A 17,264-nucleotide genomic window follows, 5' to 3' on the forward strand; every position below is an offset into this window, starting at 1 on the left:
CCAGCCGCCTTCAGGCGGCTGTGTGTTGAAACAAAACCAAAATCTGAAACGCCGTTTTCTTTTAGATCCCAGCCGCCTTCAGGCGGCTGTGTGTTGAAACACCCTGCAGGTTTTTAGCCTGGAAGGGGCGCACCCAGCCGCCTTCAGGCGGCTGTGTGTTGAAACACCCTGCAGGTTTTTAGCCTGGAAGGGGCGCACCCAGCCGCCTTCAGGCGGCTGTGTGTTGAAACTTTTGATAGCCCAATTCCCCGCCCCTTGTTATGGCCAGCCGCCTTCAGGCGGCTGTGTGTTGAAACAAAAAATCAAAAAAGACTTAGATCTTAAATAAATCCAGCCGCCTTCAGGCGGCTGTGTGTTGAAACGTATTTGTGCTTTTTGGCGATGGTCTCGATGATTCCAGCCGCCTTCAGGCGGCTGTGTGTTGAAACCAAAAGTACGCCCTTGTAAACGCAGGTATCAATCCCCAGCCGCCTTCAGGCGGCTGTGTGTTGAAACCAGCGCATGAAGGCATGGATGCTACGGGTGTATCCCCAGCCGCCTTCAGGCGGCTGTGTGTTGAAACATCTTCGCACCTTTCTAATTTTCATCAGGCGGTAACCCAGCCGCCTTCAGGCGGCTGTGTGTTGAAACAGGGGTGTACGGCGCACTAAGCGCGGTATCAGGGCCAGCCGCCTTCAGGCGGCTGTGTGTTGAAACATCTCAAGGTACACCGCTTAAAGAGATCACAAAACCAGCCGCCTTCAGGCGGCTGTGTGTTGAAACACAACCTATGGGGGCATCACATCACGCTGTACAACCCAGCCGCCTTCAGGCGGCTGTGTGTTGAAACCCGCAAATGCGCGAGTGGGTCGGCTCACGTTAGATCCAGCCGCCTTCAGGCGGCTGTGTGTTGAAACCGTAGCCACGAGCGAAAGCTGGAAAGACAGCAACCCAGCCGCCTTCAGGCGGCTGTGTGTTGAAACCCGTCCTGCCTAAGGCATCTTGGGTTAATCGTTCCAGCCGCCTTCAGGCGGCTGTGTGTTGAAACGGCGTATGGTCGAATGGGAAAGATGCGCTAATCCCCAGCCGCCTTCAGGCGGCTGTGTGTTGAAACGGGAATACCAGCGAGCCCCAAAAGGCCGACCAAATCCAGCCGCCTTCAGGCGGCTGTGTGTTGAAACACATTGTGGCTTGCCACAATTACAAGCGGTTACTGCCAGCCGCCTTCAGGCGGCTGTGTGTTGAAACTGCATTCAATCAGCCTTTCTTAACGGGTTGGAAACCAGCCGCCTTCAGGCGGCTGTGTGTTGAAACCTTTTGTGATTAAACGTCTTTGCGGGCAGACGCCCAGCCGCCTTCAGGCGGCTGTGTGTTGAAACATGCGGTAGGCAACAAGAGCAGGCATGAACAAGGCCAGCCGCCTTCAGGCGGCTGTGTGTTGAAACTTTGTGCAATGCGCCTTGATAGCGTAAGAGGTTGCCAGCCGCCTTCAGGCGGCTGTGTGTTGAAACCGTACCGAAGAGTTGCGAGAGCGTCAGGGCGCGGCCAGCCGCCTTCAGGCGGCTGTGTGTTGAAACATACCACCTAAATTTTTTGCATAAGCCGAAACTTGCCAGCCGCCTTCAGGCGGCTGTGTGTTGAAACGGGCCGATACCTAGCGAGCCATTGTCGTCTCCGCACCAGCCGCCTTCAGGCGGCTGTGTGTTGAAACGTTTTGCCCGGTCATGGCGTCGGCAATCGCCTCCACCCAGCCGCCTTCAGGCGGCTGTGTGTTGAAACGGCTCGTGGTCGCAGGTGCCGACGTGATGGCCGTCCCCAGCCGCCTTCAGGCGGCTGTGTGTTGAAACTGTACTTGCTTTAGGAGATTTCGGAAATAACCTATCCAGCCGCCTTCAGGCGGCTGTGTGTTGAAACCATCTTTAGAAGTTTTAGCTATTGAAATCAACAACCCAGCCGCCTTCAGGCGGCTGTGTGTTGAAACATAAACCGCGCGGCACGGTCTGCCGCATTTAAATCCAGCCGCCTTCAGGCGGCTGTGTGTTGAAACCGCAATATTGCCTATACCACTACTGAAGAAGGCTCCAGCCGCCTTCAGGCGGCTGTGTGTTGAAACAAACAGAGCGTGGCCGCCGCGCCGTTTTTCGGGCCCAGCCGCCTTCGGGCGGCTGTGTGTTGAAACAAAAAAACACGCTTTCGGCTGGTGGGCAGGAAGGCCAGCCGCCTTCGGGCGGCTGTGTGTTGAAACCTCTGTATCAATCTTCAAAAAGACAGAATGATCTCCAGCCGCCTTCGGGCGGCTGTGTGTTGAAACTTAAAAGAATGGCCGGCTCGTAATTGTATTATCAACCAGCCGCCTTCGGGCGGCTGTGTGTTGAAACTATATGCACTATTGATCGTAATCACAGGGTTTGTCCAGCCGCCTTCGGGCGGCTGTGTGTTGAAACGCCTTCTGGAATAGGCAGGTTAGGAATAATTTTCCAGCCGCCTTCAGGCGGCTGTGTGCTGAAACTCTAGTAACTACGAACTCTATGACGACCTATTCCGTCAGCCGCCTTTGGGTGGCTGTATGTTCAAATATCGTCCAAGCAGGCTACTCTTCTTCGGTGCGCAGGAAATTGCCTGCCAAACGGGACAGCTTCATGACTTAGGGAAACATTCGGAAGCCTTTAACCGCCGATTGTATGGTGGCCCATCAGTCGATCATGCTACCGCCGGAGCGAAAATTGCAAAAATGCTTGCTTTGTAGTTAATTCCAAAGTATAAGCTGTTGTTCTCTTTCTTAGGCTAGATAACTTTAATTAATGAATTAAAAGGAAAAAATAATGGAAATCAAACAAACCAATTCAACCATCAAATCTCGTGCTGCGGTAGCATTCGCCCCAAATCAACCCTTACAAATTGTGGAAATCGATGTAGAAATGCCCCGCAAAGGCGAAGTGTTAATCCGCAATACCCATACGGGCGTGTGCCATACTGATGCATTTACATTATCAGGGAGCGATCCTGAAGGAGTATTCCCTGTGGTGCTTGGGCACGAAGGTGCGGGTGTGGTTGTTGCTGTGGGCGAAGGTGTGTCAAGCGTAAAACCAGGTGATCACGTCATTCCTCTTTACACCGCTGAATGTGGTGAATGTGAGTTTTGTCATTCAGGCAAAACCAACTTATGCGTTGCAGTACGTGAGACGCAAGGTAAAGGCTTAATGCCGGACGGCACGACGCGTTTTTCTTATCAAGGTCAGCCGATCTATCACTATATGGGCTGTTCGACTTTCAGCGAATATTCTGTTGTTGCGGAAGTTTCACTGGCGAAAATCAACCCGGAAGCCAACCACGAACAAGTATGTTTGCTCGGCTGCGGCGTTACCACAGGTATTGGCGCGGTACATAATACGGCAAAAGTGCAAGAAGGCGACTCTGTTGCCGTGTTTGGCTTGGGAGCGATTGGTTTAGCTGTGGTGCAAGGTGCGCGTCAAGCCAAAGCCGGTCGTATTATCGCCATTGATACTAATCCTGCAAAATTCGAGTTGGCAAAACAGTTTGGTGCAACTGATTGTTTGAACCCGAACGATTACGATAAACCGATCAAAGATGTGTTGTTAGACATTAACAAATGGGGTATTGACCATACCTTTGAATGTATCGGCAATGTAAACGTAATGCGTCAAGCATTAGAAAGTGCGCACCGTGGCTGGGGACAATCCATTATCATCGGCGTAGCGGGTGCAGGACAAGAGATTTCAACTCGTCCGTTCCAGTTGGTAACAGGTCGTGTTTGGAAAGGCACGGCGTTTGGTGGCGTGAAAGGCCGCTCCGAACTTCCGAAAATGGTCGAAGATTCAATGAAAGGCGACATCGAGTTAGAACCGTTTGTAACCCACACACTGACACTCGATCAAATCAATGAAGCCTTTGATTTAATGCACGAAGGCAAATCGATCCGCGCTGTTATTCATTACTAAGGCCCGAGATGAAACTGATTGAACAACATCAAATTTTCGGCGGTTCGCAACAAGTTTGGGCACATCATGCCCAAGCGTTGCAATGCGAAATGAAATTTGCCGTCTATTTGCCGGATAATCAGGAGAATCGACCACTTGGTGTGATTTATTGGCTTTCCGGCTTGACTTGTACTGAACAAAATTTTATTACCAAATCAGGCTTTCAGCGTTATGCGGCTGAACATCAAGTGATTGTAGTTGCTCCCGATACCAGCCCTCGCGGAGAGCAAGTGCCGAACGATGCTGCTTACGATTTAGGGCAAGGTGCGGGCTTTTATCTTAATGCAACCGAGCAGCCTTGGGCGACGAATTATCAAATGTATGATTATATTTTGAATGAGTTGCCCCGTCTGATTGAGGAAAATTTTCCTACCAACGGCAAACGTTCCATTATGGGACATTCAATGGGCGGACACGGCGCATTGGTATTGGCATTGCGAAACCAAGAACGTTATCAAAGTGTTTCTGCCTTTTCGCCTATTTTGTCGCTAAGTCTTGTGCCTTGGGGAGAGAAAGTCTTTTCTGCTTATTTAGGAAAAGATCGCGAAAAATGGCAGCAATATGATGCCAACTCGCTCATTCAACAAGGCTATAAAGTGCAAGGTATACGCATTGATCAGGGCTTAGAAGATGAGTTTTTGCCAACACAATTGCGTACCGAAGATTTTATTGAAACCTGTCGTGCGGCAAACCAGCCGATCGATGTGCGCTTCCATAAAGGCTACGATCATAGCTATTATTTCATCGCCAGTTTTATTGGTGAGCATATTGCCTATCATGCGGCATTTTTGAAGTAAACCAAGGAAGTGATTCGTCGTGAATCGATCAAACGTTGGTATGAACGTTAATTTTTTATGTTAACGAAAATAAAAGGCATCAGATTGATGCCTTTTATTTTTATAAATAATAATAAAAGTATTATTAAAATGATCTACTTCCTGGAATCAGTATGAGGAGGCCTTTGCAAAACCTCCTTGCCCACTCTATTTAAATATCTCCCCATTCCAATCCGAATCGCTGTAAATATTTCCTCAATCGGTCGCTGTCATTGACTTTTGCCCTTTCTGTTCGGGAGACGTTGAACAATGCACGGCCGGCGGCGGCCATATTGGGATGTTTGCGGCATTCGTCGATGACGTGTTGCAGTTGTAGCTTGTCGAATAAATCCAATGTATCCCAATCGACTTTATCGGGGTAGTCTTGTGTTTTTTCAGACGGCCTTTTATGTAGGAGGCCGTCTGAAAAGGGTTCTTCCGACCATAACCATCTGAGGCGTTCGATTTCAGCTTGGACTTGTTCTACCTGTATCCTGCCTTGTGGCGCGAGTGTGGCCAGGCGCATGATGCTGGCGGCGAGGTCGCGGAAGTTGCCGCGCCATGGTGCTTGGTTGGAGTGGGCAAAGTCAAGGTAGGCGGCTAGGGCTTCTTTGTTGAAGCGGGTGGTTCGGCCGAGTTCTTGCGAGGCTAGGGCGAGCTGGTGTTCGACGTTGGGCTCGATGTCTTCGCGACGGTTGGCGAGTGCGGGCAGTGGGTAATTCCAGATGTTGATGCGGGCGAACAGGTCTTCACGGAGGCGTCCGGCACGGATTTCGTGGCGCAGGTCGCGGTTGGTGCCGGCGATGAGCTGGAAGTCGCTTTTAACTTCGCTGTCGCTGCCGACGGGATAAAAATGTTTTTCTTCAATGGTTTTGAGCAACATAGCCTGTTCGTCCAATCCCAATTCGCCGATCTCGTCCAAGAACAGCACGCCGCCGTCGGCGGTTTTCAGGTAGCCTTCGCGCTTTTCCGCCGCGCCGGTAAACGCGCCTTTTTTGTGGCCGAACAAGGCGGAAGCCGCGCCGTCGCCGCGTAAGGTGGCGCAATTCACATCGACAAACCCGCCTTTAATCAGGTGGCGCGCCTTTTTCAATTCGAAAATCCTGCGCGCCAGCATCGATTTGCCTGCGCCTGTCGGGCCGGAAAGCAGAATGGGGGAAGGGGAGTTGAGTGCGACTTGTTCTATTTCAGCAATCATGCGGTTGAAGACGGCGTTTTGGGTGGAAATGCCGCTTTTCAGGTAGCGCACTGCGTCATCGCGTACGGCGGCAAGGCGTTCAGCCAGTACGTCGTAACGAGCCAAGTCTAAATCGATGATTTCATAACTGCCTACATTGCCGTTCTCCATACTGCGTCTTTGATTTTTGGGAGGAGCGGTTTGTAACAGTACGCCGGGGATTTGACGCGATTCCACCAATAAGAACAGGCAGATTTGGGCAACGTGTGTACCTGTGGTGATGTGGGTGAGATAGGTTTCTTCGTCTGTATCAAATGGATAGCCTGCTGCCCAGTCGTGCAATTTAGTATAAACCTCGGAGAAATCCCACGGGTTTGCCAGCTCCATAGGCACGAGATTGACGACTGTGTGCGGCGATACCTGCTGAATATCGGCTTTTACATGATCCGCCAGTTCGCGGTATTTCTCCGCATAAAACAGCTCAATACGGTCAAGCTGAAAATCCTGACGTTGATTCATGGCGACATTCGGCCGCCACTTCTGCCAACGCCCTTGACCGAAACCGCTGTCCAATACCGTGCCGAGAAAACTGACGGCGACTTGTTTTTTGTTACTCATCTTTTATTCCGTTTGAGTCTCAGATAGCCTTGTATTCAAGCTGCCTTCTTCATGTTTGAGATAGCCTGAAAAACTCTTTTTACTCAGACGGTATCACTAACATAGGAATAACAAGCATCCATTTTTCCAGCTTTTTAGTGCCGATTTTTTCTGGGATACGTTGGCGAAATGATTCTCCGACTTCGTCTAAATAACGTACTCTGAAAGTGTTGGCATAGGCGGTAGTTTTTGTCGGCAACGGTGGTAATTTGACGGTACGGGCAACTTCAATATCATCAGAAAGGGAAATATATCTGCCATCCTCCGTCCGCTTCATTTCCAGTGGGTCGTCTTTTTTCAGCTTCGCAGCAGCAAACAGACGTTGTTTCACAGTTTCGACATTGTTGTGACAGACAATGAAGTCGATATCCAAATCACTTTTGCTATCGGTTTCTCCCTCGACTGCCGTGTTTCGATAAGCTGCCAAACGTCTGTATTCGGTATTCAACTTAGGTAATTCGGTAAAGATTTGAGCCACGTTTTCAATATCATCAGGTAGCTTTGCCACCCAAGGATGCTCTGGGGTAGTTTGCAGTAGGGTCAGTGTTTCTATGGCACGAGTCATAGCGACGTAATAAAGCCTCTGTTCGGCTTCGTCAACTCCCTGCTAACCGCCGTCTAAAATGAAGACGTGCTTAAACTCCAACCCCTTGACTGCGTGTGCCGTGCCTAGAAATATACCTTCCGAACGGGTTTCATGTTCATCACCTACATACTCGTAGAGCCAGCTTTTCAGAAAGGCGGACGAATATCGGTTAACACTGCCACTACCGTTTTCAGACGACCCGTTGTCTTCTATGGGAGACGCTTGGATTTCTGCCTCACGACTCTCTGCAAGGTTATCCGACTTTTCAGGTAGCTTCTCATCTTGCAGTGGATATTCGTTTAAGAAATCAGTTTGTAATTGCCTAAACCAAACGCACCAACTGCCACCACTTTTTTTCACTTGTTCACTAATAAGTTCTGCAAAAGCTTGTGATGTAAAGCCTTCGGTTTGTTTTTCCACACCATCAATCAGGCGGACAAACTCACGGGTGTGGCGCAATTTGATTTTGCTGCTTTTGTCGGCACTCAAAAAATAAGGTATGCCGTTTTGTTCACACCATGCCTGCATAGGTTTGAGACTGGCATTATGATGGGATAAAACTGCAATCTCATTCCATGCGACTTCGCTCAAGGTTTTCAGACGACCTATTTCGGTGATAACAGCTTGTGCCTGTATGTTGCTGTTGCTACCGAACGGCAGGCTGATGTGGCGCACACGCCCCTGCCTTTCGCTGTCTGTTGCAGCCCATACACCACCGTTGGGCTGTGTTTGACGTTCAGGGTTGATAACAATCGGATGCAGTGTTTTCAGACGACCTGTCATGCCGTTTATTACGCTGTTAGCAGCGCTGATGATGTATTGTGTACTGCGGTAGTTGTAGGTCAAATAGTCGGGTTGGGCAACGTCGTAGTCTTTTTGGAAACGGTGTATGTACTCGTTGCTCGTGCCATTGAAGGCGTAGATGTTTTGGTCATCGTCGCTGACCGCCAGAATGGTCAGCTTGTCTTCTTTAGCCCGCTTCCTACCCGCAAGCGCAGAAACAAGCCGGTAGTGTTCTTCACTGATGTCTTGGTATTCATCTATTCGACTACCGGTTCGCTTGATAGCGTGTTTGCAGACATGACCGCCGCACACTGCGCGCAATACGAAACCCTGTCTGAAAAATATGGAACACGAAGGTTTTATGGTATTTGATGCCCAAAACGGCGAAATGCTGTTCAAACTCAAATCACCGTATTACCTGATTTCCAAGTTTTTAGGACGAAGCAATGAGGGCAATATCGGCCGAAAACTCGACAAACGCCATGTTGATGAAGAGTTTTATCCTTTAATTGACTATATCCACGAGCATCAGGAAGCGTTCAACGCTATGCCTGAACTAGATAAAATCGCGTTCATTCAGGAGTTTTTGAAGCAGTTGTAAGGCCGTCTGAAAAAATGCCGTATGCTTGTGTTAGTATGGCGCTGGCGGATGGAGTGTGTAGGAAAACGTTGCGTTGTTTACACCACAGGTTGAGAATGAAGCCTACAAGACCTCAAACGGCGTATCGCCGTTCAAACTGCGGTGCGGCTTCACAGTGTTATAGAAATTAACAAAGCGGCACAACTCCTTTCGTCGGTGTTCCGGACTGTCAAACAACTGTTTCCCATGCCACATCTCCATCAGGGTGCGGATAACCCGTTCCGCCTTACCGTTGGTCTGCGGACGGGCAACCCGGGTAAACTTTTGACCAATCCCGTTCTCATAACAGGCTACACCGAAAGTATGGTTGGCCAAGCCTTTATATTCCGTACCGTTGTCAGAGTAAACGCACTCAATCAGGTATGGACAGGGATCAATCAGGTGTCCAGTCAGAAACTTGGCGGCACTGTCTGCGGTTTTGTCCGGCAAAATGGCGGCGTATAGCTCCCTTGAGAAATCGTCGATGGCGACAAACAGGTAATCCCGCTTATCGGTGGCTTTCTGTCCTTTGAGCAGCGGCAGCCGTTTGGTATCGAGATGTACCAGCTCTCCGGGGTAGGATTTATTGTAGCGTTTGGCCTGCCTTTTGAGTTTTTCCTGAATGCTGCGTTCTACCTTGGCCAGGCGTTTCATTCCGTACTTTGCCTGTTTGAAACGGTTGTTGGTACTGGTTTGGGGTTTGAGCAGCCTGCCTCTTGCGGCTTTAAGTGCGCGGTAAATGGTGACGCGGCTGACTTGGTAGCGGCGTGCCAGGGAGGTGACGCTTTCCTTCCCCTGCGTGTAGGCCAGCCAAATGGCTTGGCGGTGGTGCGGGGTGAGACGGGTGTTTTTGTGCATGTTCATGTTTCAGTATTCTCCTGGAAATACTGTAAACAACGCTACTAGTTTCTACAGCAAAGCGAAACGTAACAAGGCCGTCTGAAAATATATGGAGCAACACGTATTTATTTTTCGCGCTCGTATGCTTCAATCTCGCCGACTTTAGGCGCATAACCGCTGCTTGTGTCGTGGCGCAAATCCAACCAAATATCGACCAATGCCCAAGCAGCCGGAGCGGCAATCACGTTTTGCCCCATACATAAGACCTGCGAATCATAGTTTTCCACCGAGCCGCGGAGGGTGAGCAAATCGTGCGCTGTCGCCGCCCGTATGCCGCGCACTTTATTGGCGGCGATTGCCGTACCCACGCCGGTACCGCAAATCAACAGCGCGCGGTCGGCGCGCCCTGCTGCGACTTCTTCGGCTGCGGCAAACGAGAGTTGCGGATAGCTTCCTTCGGGTGAAGATAAATCGACCAAGTTGCTGACGCGCGGGTCGTTTTGCAGATGCGTTTTGAGTGCGTCTTTCAATATTGCGCCGTTGGCCGGCGCGGCAATAACCAAACGCATAAAAACTCCTTGAAGAATACAATAAACATTGTTTAGCATACGCCCGCGCGTGATACGATTCAAGCTTGCAACGCAGAGAGCACGGCATGAGCAAAACCTACTTCACATCAGACCTACATTTTTCACATAAAAATATTGCCAAATTCTGCCCGCAATTTCGACCGTTCGATAACGTGGAGCAGATGGATGAATTTTTAATCCAAACGTGGAATGAAACCGTTAAGCCTGAAGATACGGTGTACAACCTGGGCGATTTTTCCTTTGCCCAAGACCACAAGCAGATAGAGCGCGTTTTATCGCGGTTGAACGGGCAACATCACTTGATTTATGGCAATCATGATTATGTGATTCGGCAGCATGCCGATTTTTTCCGCAGCCAAACCAAGCATGACGGCCATCCGCTGCTGTCGTCCATACGGCCGTATTTAAAACTCAAATTGCCGGAAATTAAGAATACGCTGGTTCTTTTTCACTATCCGATTCAGGAATGGGACGGCTGCTATCAGGGCTGGTATCACTTGTACGGCCATTTGCATGACAGGGTGGCGGCAATCAAAGGGCGTGCTTTAAATGTCGGATTTGATTTGCACGGCCGTTTTTTGACGGCGCAAGACGTCGATAAGTTTTTGTGTGATTTGCCTAAAATTTCGTATTTTGGCGAAGTAGGGTTGAAGGCCAACTCGCCGGAAGAAGCAGCAGAGCTGGTGTCTCGGAAACTGGCGCAGTTAAATCAGGTATAATTTCAGACGGCCTTTGCGGATTTCCGGCAAAGGCCGTCTGAATATCAATTTCCCATTTTTGAGTGATACATGGAAAACCTTTTGGCTTACTTACTACAAAAAATCAGCCTCCCCAATCAATCCGGCAAGGACAAGTCATGAGCGGTAAGCCTTTGAAGTATCCTGTTTCTGCTTTGGTCGTTTTGCATGATAAAGACGGCAATATCCTGCTGATTGAACGCACGGCGCCGCAAGGTTTTTGGCAGTCGGTTACCGGCAGCTTGGAAGAGGGCGAGCGTATCGAAGAAACCGCATGGCGCGAAGTGTGGGAAGAAACCGGTATCCGCCTTGCAGACGGCCAGCTGGAAAACTGGCACGACAGCACCGTTTATGAAATCTATCATCACTGGCGCCATCGCTATCCCAAAGGCGTTTTTGAAAACCGCGAACACATCTTCTCCGCCCAAATTCCGCGTGATACGCCCATCATGCTACAACCGGACGAACACGTTGCCTACGGTTGGTTTGGTGCGGAAGAAGCGGCGGAAAAAGTGTTTTCCCCTTCCAATAAACGCGCAATTTTAGAATTGGTCAAAAGGCTGAATGCCAAAAAGGCCGTCTGAATACGACAGTTTCACATTTTCAGACGGCCTTGGGTTTGCTATACTTTCGCCGTTTGACTCTCTTTAAAATCAAAGGAAACCATCATGGCAGACTTCAACAAAATCCTGACCCCGGGCGACGTGGACGGCGGCATCATCAACGTTGTCAACGAAATCCCCGCCGGCAGCAACCACAAAATCGAGTGGAACCGCAAACTGGCCGCGTTCCAACTCGACCGCGTTGAACCGGCAATTTTCGCCAAACCGACCAACTACGGCTTCATTCCGCAAACTTTGGACGAAGACGGCGACGAATTGGACGTATTGCTGGTGACCGAGCAGCCTTTGGTAACCGGTATTTTTCTGGAAGCACGCGTTATCGGCGTGATGAAATTCGTTGACGACGGCGAAGTGGACGACAAAATCGTCTGCGTTCCGGCCGACGACCGAAATAACGGCAATGCCTACAAAACTTTGGCCGATTTGCCGCAACAACTGATCAAACAAATCGAGTTCCACTTCAACCACTACAAAGACCTGAAAAAAGCAGGTACCACTAAAGTTGAATCTTGGGGCGATGTAGAAGAAGCGAAACAAGTCATCAAAGAATCTATCGAACGTTGGAACAAACAAGCCTAATCGGTTTGTCCTGTTCAATATCAAGGCCGTCTGAAAATCTGATTTTCAGACGGCCTTTTATATTGTGCGTATTTATGTCAAAGATGGGATATAAACCGAATCAGCGACGGCGGCCAAAGCTCCGACCCATGCTTGGGCGGCGGTAGTTGGAAGGCTGACGCGCGGTTTCGCGGTAACGCTGTTGCTGTTGGGCACGCAGGGTGCGCGTATTCAGTTGTTGGCTGGTGCGTCCGTTTGGACGTGCGGTTTGATAATAGTTGGCACGGGCTTGACGGGCAATCGGGCTGTTTTGATTGCGTGCCTGTGTGAATTTGTTCGCCAATGCGTTGCCGATAAATGCACCGGCTGCCGCGCCCACCAAGCTTTGCAGCAGCCAGCTGCCGGTGGATTGGTCATAGATGTATTGTTGGCCGTCTGTACCGGTTACCGGTTGGCCGTTGTTGCCGTTGGCTTGTGCTTCGGCAGGAATGGTGTCTTTCACGGCTTCGGGCGTGAGCTGGTAAACCGTATTGTCTTCTTGTTGGCCGTTTTGTTGTGCCAACTGTTGTTGCAATGCTTCGATTTGTTTTTGTTGCTGTTCAAGTTGCGCCTGGGTATTGTCTTTGCAGGCAGCGAGGGCAAAAGTGGAAAGGGCGGCTAAGGCAATCAGTTTTTTCATTGTTTTTCCTGAGAGAGGTTTGTCTTTGCCGAGATTTCGGCGGAGTGTGTTTGCCTAATATTAAACCATTCCCCTGTTTTTCAAGTGGTTTTACAAAATAATATTGGAAAGTTGCGCTGCAAATGCACGGCTGTTGGCAGCCAGATTGCCCAGTGCAGGCATTTCGTGTTCGGTTTCGATAATCAACAGGTTGGCAGGGCGGCGGGTGTGCAGAGACATTTGCATTTCAGCGGGAGAGAAGGGCATGTGATGACGTTTGGCGAAAGCTTCGGCGCGTTTGTTGGCGGTTTTGAGCATAGGCAGCAGGGTAATATCCAAATGGAAACGGCGTACGCCTAGAACCAAAATACGTGCTGCGAAGAAATCCGCTTCATCAGTAAAAACGTTAGGGCTGCTTTGATTGAAGTCGTGGCGCTCTGCGGCAATCAAAGTCGCGATGGTGCGCACTTGCGGAATCAGGGCTTCGCTGATGAGGCTGTCAGGCGAATCAGGCAAAGTGTGCATGTTGAGCATACTGTTGTGGCTGTTGCTGTCAACGACCATGCGGCAGGTGTGTAACATTTGGGTTTGGCTGTGGATTTTAGTTGAGGCAGTCATGGCTGTATTCCTTATTTCTTAAAAATGGGTGGATTTAAGCGGCCATGATGGGTATAAAAAAAGCCGCTCAAATGAGGCGGCTCTAATTTGCGTATTTTCAACTTGGTCTGTTTCAGACAAGCGCAAAAAAGTACCGCACGTTTGTGTGGTACCAATAGAAGAAAGTAGCAGAGCGTTGCGCGGTTTGCATGATGAAAATACGTCTTTAATGTATAAAAGAATGAAACGTAGTTTAAAACAAGAATGCCAGTAATTTCAATATCCAATCGACAAAACCCACTAATAAATCTACAAGTTGTTGTAATCCTTCCAATTTATTTTCTTTCGAGTGAGTCAAATTTGCACAATTATAATGCAAAACCGGGTGAATTGATAACAATCCGAGCAGGCTCTTTAAACAGGTCGTCTGAAAAAAGGAAAGAATGCTTGGTTTTAATTTAAGATGATTTCGTTATATTCGGGAAGGTATTAGGCCGTCTGAACATGCTCGTTCAGACGGCCTTAGATTTAATAGAAACGAGATTTTCAGTTTCCGCTGGAGAGTTTCATCACTACGACGCCGGAGATGATGAGAAAGGCGCCGAGCCAGCGGCCGAAGTTGGCGGCATCGTTGAAAAATACAACACCCACCAAAAACGCCCCTGCCGCGCCTATGCCTGTCCAGACGGAGTAGGCTGTACCCATCGGAATACTTTTTTGGGCAAGGTAAAGGAAGTATCCGCTACCGGCAATGCAGGCAAGCGCGGTGGCAAAGCCATGCCAGCGGTAGCCTTCCTGTTGTGCCAGCTTTAAGCCCAATGGCCAGCCGATTTCCAGCATACCGGCTAAGATTAAATAAAACCAATTCATAATATGTCCTGATAGTGTGTTAAGGTTTCAGACGGCCTTGGAAAGATTGTTTTCTTCAGAGAGTTCAACGCGTTGTCCGATATCTTTTAGATTGGAGTATTGTTCGACCAAGCGCGGTACATCGTCCAAGCTCATTGCAAACATCCATAAATAAGTGCTGACGGAATAGATATGGCCGGCACTGCCATAGCCTTTAAGCGTCATGTGTATAAAGGCGAAGCCGAACAATACGCTCATCGCTATGCCGATACTGAGATAGCCTAAGGCTTCGCGATTGGAAATCAGCACGCGTAGTTTGGCAACCCAGCCATAGTGGCGGTAGAGCTGATGCTCGTTGCCGTCGCGGATAAGGTGGTTGTCGCGTTCAATCCGGTTGTTTAAACGGAAATATAGGTTTTCGCTGATGGCGGCAAAACGCGGCAGCAACCATAAAAACAGGGCCAGTATCGCGACAGCCAATACGCCCACCCAAAATTCCAATATCAGCAACATCATACATGCACCGAAGATGGAGACCAGCGAAGTAGCAGCGATGGGCAGGTGTTCTTCAAAAAAACTGACAAACTCACGCGATAGGGCAACGCGTGCGGTAATGGCGGAATGCGGTACTTCTCGTTTGCGCTGTTCCAAAACGACCGGGACGGCTATTTCGGTATAGATTTGGGTAAACGTACGCGTATCGGCTGCTCGGCGGGCGGCTCCGATTATCCACATTAATAAAACCACCACACCATACAACTGTTATTATTTTTAGACTTATTGTTGCCCCTATATTAATAGAAGCACAAACGGGATTCGGTTCTTTAAAATCAGCTATTTATCCGATTTTATATACTATAGATTTTTTCTTTGGTACTTATTTATTAGGATGGATTCTATGATTATCCCTATTAGAGAAAACAACAATATTTTTATTACTCCTAAATTTATCAAATTGTATTTCAGTATAATATTAAGGATAAAGAATAGTCTCGAAGAAAATAGGCCGTTTAGCTACGGCCTATTTTTATAGGTAAAGTAAGTAATCTATAAAAAATTTTGGATGTTTTCCTCTATCCTTATGTGTATTCTAATTATTTTTCAGCTTTCCAAGATTTACTATTACACTTAGGGCAATTATATCTATCTGAGAGAAATTCAACAATTTCATCTTTAAAAACCAATAATGCAACCCCTCCCACAATCATTGCTGAACAAATTGCAAATGCAAACCCTGTCCCTGCAAAGAAATAGGTTACCCAGGCTCCAAATCCACCAATTGGCATTGCACCACCAATTACTTTAACAAAAAATTCTTTTGTTGTTTCTTCCCTATGACCACATTTTTTACATTTAATATGCATAAGATATTTCCTTTTAAATATGCTATTTTTATATAATACCATAATTTTTAACAAGACAAATATTATTTTACTTAATTGCCTGCCAGACTTTGCCTTCCATAACGGCATTAATCGTCCAGCCGCCAAACACGGGATACACCAGCAAGAGCAGATTATCCAAGCCGACGAGAGAGAAAGTTGTGATGAGTTTGCGGCGGTGTGTTTGACCGATGTGTTTCAACATTTTCCACATGGTTGCCCTCCTTATTTAGTATTGAGGGTTTGCGCCATTAATTCGGCCAACGCGTCCAAATCGGCAAACAGTCGGGCTGCACGTTTTTCACCGAAGGCGGTAAAAATTCGTTTGCTGAATTCCTGCATGTTTTGCACCAATGGTGCGGCGGATTCCTTGCCTTGTTCGGTCAGCGACAATAAGCGTTCGCGTTTGTCTTGTTCGCTTTCGTGAAATGTCAGCAAGCCTTGTTCCGCCAGCGTTTTGCATGTGCCGGAAACGGTTTGCTTGGGCAGGCTCCATTCTTCGCCTATGTATTTTTGAGTGCGGCTGCCTTCGGTGGCCAAAGTGTAGAGAACGGCTAAAGTGTTGTAGTTGGTGTTTTGCTGTTTAATCCATTGGTCGAATGCGCTGTCTATGTGGCTGATGCGCATACCGAGTTGGTCAAGTTGATTCATAAATTGGTCTCTATATTGACTAATTAGATACGGATTATAGTCATATTTAGGACTAATTGCAAATAGAAGGCCGTCTGAAGCAATCATTTTCAGACGGCCTTGAAACCGTTAAAATAATTAATGTAGAAACGATATATTCAAACTACGATAAACCTAATAATATCTTCAACACATACGCCATGATTCATTTCTTATCTCAAAACATTTCATCCAAACAAGCCACTGCCATCGGGCTGCTTGCCGTTGCCTTGTGGAGCTTCGTCATTTCTCTGATACGCTCTTTGAGCCTGCATATGGGGGCAGTGAGCGGCGCGGCAATGATGTACACCTTGTCCACCGTATTGATTTGGCTGATTTTCGGTCGGCCGCATTTGCGCAATTACAAACGCAGCTATTTGTTTTGGGCGAGCGTGTTTTTTGTCGGCTGCGAACTGTGTTTGTCGTTATCGGTCGGTTTCGCGCAAAACGCGAGACAGGCAGTAGAAATCGGTATGGTCAATTATTTATGGCCGACGTTTACCATTGTCGGGGCGGTGTATTTCAACAAGCAGCCATCAAAATGGTGGATAGTCATCGGCTTTGTACTGTCGTTTTTGGGGATTGCCACTGTACTGGGCGGCGATGTCGGCTTGTCGATTTCCGGCATCTACCACAATGTCCGCACCAATCCCGGCGGCTATATCATGGCATTTGTAGATGCCGTGCTTTGGGCGGCATATTGCACGCTGACGGCGCGTGTGAAAGCAGAGGGCAGCAGCGTTGGCTTCTTCTTTGCGCTGGTGTCGATATTGTTGTGGATCGAATACTTTCTCAGCGGCGCGAATACGTTGAATTTTGATACTGTATCGATCGGCTATGCCGTTGCCGCTGCAGCTTGTATGGGGCTGGGCTATGCGGTGTGGAATATCGGTATTTCGCGTGGCAACCTGACCGTATTGGCTGGTGCATCTTATTTCATTCCGGTATTGTCTGCGGTAGTGTCCTCGTTTTTGATTAGTGCGCCTTTGTCCATGACGTTTTGGAAGGGGGCCGGAATGGTGTGCTTAGGATCGATTGTGTGTTGGTTGGCGACACGGAGAAAACGGATGGCGTGAGGCAATATCCCATAGCTTTGCGATATAACGAAAACAGCTTTTTTAACAACCAAACATTCTTTCCCATTTTC

17 protein-coding genes, 3 pseudogenes and 1 CRISPR repeat array (1 of these 21 only partly in view) are annotated in these 17,264 nt (G+C 48.5%); of the genes and pseudogenes, 8 read left to right on the top strand and 12 right to left on the bottom strand.

Translation table 11 applies throughout. The annotated features are described in order from the left end of the window. Positions 1-2,488: a CRISPR direct-repeat array (repeat unit 32 nt; unit sequence CCAGCCGCCTTCAGGCGGCTGTGTGTTGAAAC); it begins 7,490 nt to the left of the window's first position. 57 nt (positions 2,489-2,545) lie between these two features. From FAH66_RS11190 to fghA, 3 genes are all read left to right on the top strand, one after another. Continuing rightward, positions 2,546-2,725, top strand: a complete 180-nt coding sequence (locus FAH66_RS11190; protein WP_003685447.1) for an HD domain-containing protein — start codon at positions 2,546-2,548, stop codon at positions 2,723-2,725. 76 nt (positions 2,726-2,801) lie between these two features. Further along, on the top strand, positions 2,802-3,938 hold the full coding sequence (locus FAH66_RS02900; RefSeq protein WP_137040623.1) for an S-(hydroxymethyl)glutathione dehydrogenase/class III alcohol dehydrogenase: 1,137 nt from the start codon (positions 2,802-2,804) through the stop codon (positions 3,936-3,938). A gap of 8 nt (positions 3,939-3,946) precedes the next feature. Continuing rightward, complete coding sequence (gene fghA / locus FAH66_RS02905) at positions 3,947-4,774, top strand: S-formylglutathione hydrolase (RefSeq protein ID WP_137040624.1); 828 nt, start codon at positions 3,947-3,949, stop codon at positions 4,772-4,774. A gap of 190 nt (positions 4,775-4,964) precedes the next feature. On the opposite strand, the gene rtcR is transcribed toward fghA, so the two are convergent. The 3 genes from rtcR to FAH66_RS02920 form a co-directional block, all read right to left on the bottom strand. Then, complete coding sequence (gene rtcR / locus FAH66_RS02910) at positions 4,965-6,587, bottom strand: RNA repair transcriptional activator RtcR (RefSeq protein WP_137040625.1); 1,623 nt, start codon at positions 6,585-6,587, stop codon at positions 4,965-4,967. A gap of 79 nt (positions 6,588-6,666) precedes the next feature. Continuing rightward, entirely contained in the window at positions 6,667-7,191 is a 525-nt protein-coding gene (locus FAH66_RS02915) for a hypothetical protein (RefSeq protein ID WP_137040626.1), read from the bottom strand. A gap of 42 nt (positions 7,192-7,233) precedes the next feature. Continuing rightward, on the bottom strand, positions 7,234-8,307 hold the full coding sequence (locus FAH66_RS02920) for a 3'-5' exonuclease (protein ID WP_244285048.1): 1,074 nt from the start codon (positions 8,305-8,307) through the stop codon (positions 7,234-7,236). Here FAH66_RS02920 and FAH66_RS02925 point away from each other — a divergent pair. Continuing rightward, positions 8,251-8,596: pseudogene (locus FAH66_RS02925) on the top strand (RNA ligase); the annotation flags it as partial. The gene FAH66_RS02920 and the pseudogene FAH66_RS02925 sit on opposite strands and share 57 nt — an antisense overlap. Before the next feature lie 102 nt (positions 8,597-8,698). On the opposite strand, the gene FAH66_RS02930 reads toward FAH66_RS02925, so the two are convergent. Beyond that, positions 8,699-9,478 (bottom strand): integrase core domain-containing protein, encoded by a 780-nt coding sequence (locus tag FAH66_RS02930; RefSeq protein WP_137040629.1) that lies wholly within the window; start codon positions 9,476-9,478, stop codon positions 8,699-8,701. Between the two features lie 101 nt (positions 9,479-9,579). Then, entirely contained in the window at positions 9,580-10,023 is a 444-nt protein-coding gene (locus tag FAH66_RS02935; RefSeq protein WP_137040630.1) for an RpiB/LacA/LacB family sugar-phosphate isomerase, read from the bottom strand. Positions 10,024-10,109: 86 nt separating this feature from the next. On the opposite strand from FAH66_RS02935, the gene FAH66_RS02940 reads away from it, so the two are divergent. The 3 genes from FAH66_RS02940 to FAH66_RS02955 all read left to right on the top strand — a co-directional run bounded on the left by FAH66_RS02940 (position 10,110) and on the right by FAH66_RS02955 (position 11,983). Continuing rightward, positions 10,110-10,763: a phosphoesterase gene (locus FAH66_RS02940; protein WP_137041598.1), complete on the top strand. Its 654-nt coding sequence runs from the start codon at positions 10,110-10,112 to the stop codon at positions 10,761-10,763. 137 nt (positions 10,764-10,900) lie between these two features. Then, positions 10,901-11,365: a dihydroneopterin triphosphate diphosphatase gene (gene nudB, locus FAH66_RS02950; RefSeq protein WP_070748522.1), complete on the top strand. Its 465-nt coding sequence runs from the start codon at positions 10,901-10,903 to the stop codon at positions 11,363-11,365. An 84-nt stretch (positions 11,366-11,449) separates the two neighbouring features. After that, the gene (locus FAH66_RS02955) at positions 11,450-11,983 is read left to right on the top strand and encodes an inorganic diphosphatase (protein ID WP_137040631.1); all 534 of its coding nucleotides are present in this window, start codon (positions 11,450-11,452) and stop codon (positions 11,981-11,983) included. 100 nt (positions 11,984-12,083) lie between these two features. On the opposite strand, the gene FAH66_RS02960 is transcribed toward FAH66_RS02955, so the two are convergent. From FAH66_RS02960 to FAH66_RS02990, 7 genes and pseudogenes are all read right to left on the bottom strand, one after another. Further along, a complete protein-coding gene (locus tag FAH66_RS02960; protein WP_137040632.1) occupies positions 12,084-12,641 on the bottom strand; it encodes a hypothetical protein in 558 nt (185 codons plus the stop codon). 90 nt (positions 12,642-12,731) lie between these two features. Next, positions 12,732-13,238, bottom strand: a complete 507-nt coding sequence (locus FAH66_RS02965) for a hypothetical protein (protein WP_137040633.1) — start codon at positions 13,236-13,238, stop codon at positions 12,732-12,734. A 525-nt stretch (positions 13,239-13,763) separates the two neighbouring features. Then, a complete protein-coding gene (locus FAH66_RS02970) occupies positions 13,764-14,087 on the bottom strand; it encodes a DMT family transporter (protein WP_137040634.1) in 324 nt (107 codons plus the stop codon). Between the two features lie 27 nt (positions 14,088-14,114). Beyond that, positions 14,115-14,825, bottom strand: a pseudogene (locus FAH66_RS02975) (ABC transporter six-transmembrane domain-containing protein); the annotation flags it as partial. Positions 14,826-15,160: 335 nt separating this feature from the next. Continuing rightward, positions 15,161-15,430 carry a hypothetical protein gene (locus FAH66_RS02980; protein ID WP_208648082.1) on the bottom strand — a complete coding sequence of 90 codons (270 nt, stop codon included), beginning with the start codon at positions 15,428-15,430 and terminating at the stop codon, positions 15,161-15,163. Between the two features lie 73 nt (positions 15,431-15,503). Next, a pseudogene (locus tag FAH66_RS02985) lies at positions 15,504-15,662 on the bottom strand (ABC transporter six-transmembrane domain-containing protein); the annotation flags it as partial. Between the two features lie 11 nt (positions 15,663-15,673). Next, positions 15,674-16,099, bottom strand: coding sequence for a MarR family winged helix-turn-helix transcriptional regulator (locus FAH66_RS02990; RefSeq protein ID WP_049328990.1), 426 nt, complete (start codon positions 16,097-16,099; stop codon positions 15,674-15,676). Between the two features lie 179 nt (positions 16,100-16,278). Here FAH66_RS02990 and yddG point away from each other — a divergent pair, with 179 nt between their 5' ends. Continuing rightward, entirely contained in the window at positions 16,279-17,193 is a 915-nt protein-coding gene (gene yddG / locus FAH66_RS02995; protein ID WP_244284989.1) for an aromatic amino acid DMT transporter YddG, read from the top strand. Positions 17,194-17,264: the final 71 nt, after the last annotated feature.

This window comes from Neisseria subflava (assembly GCF_005221305.1).
GTDB classification, from domain to species: Bacteria; Pseudomonadota; Gammaproteobacteria; order Burkholderiales; family Neisseriaceae; genus Neisseria; species Neisseria subflava.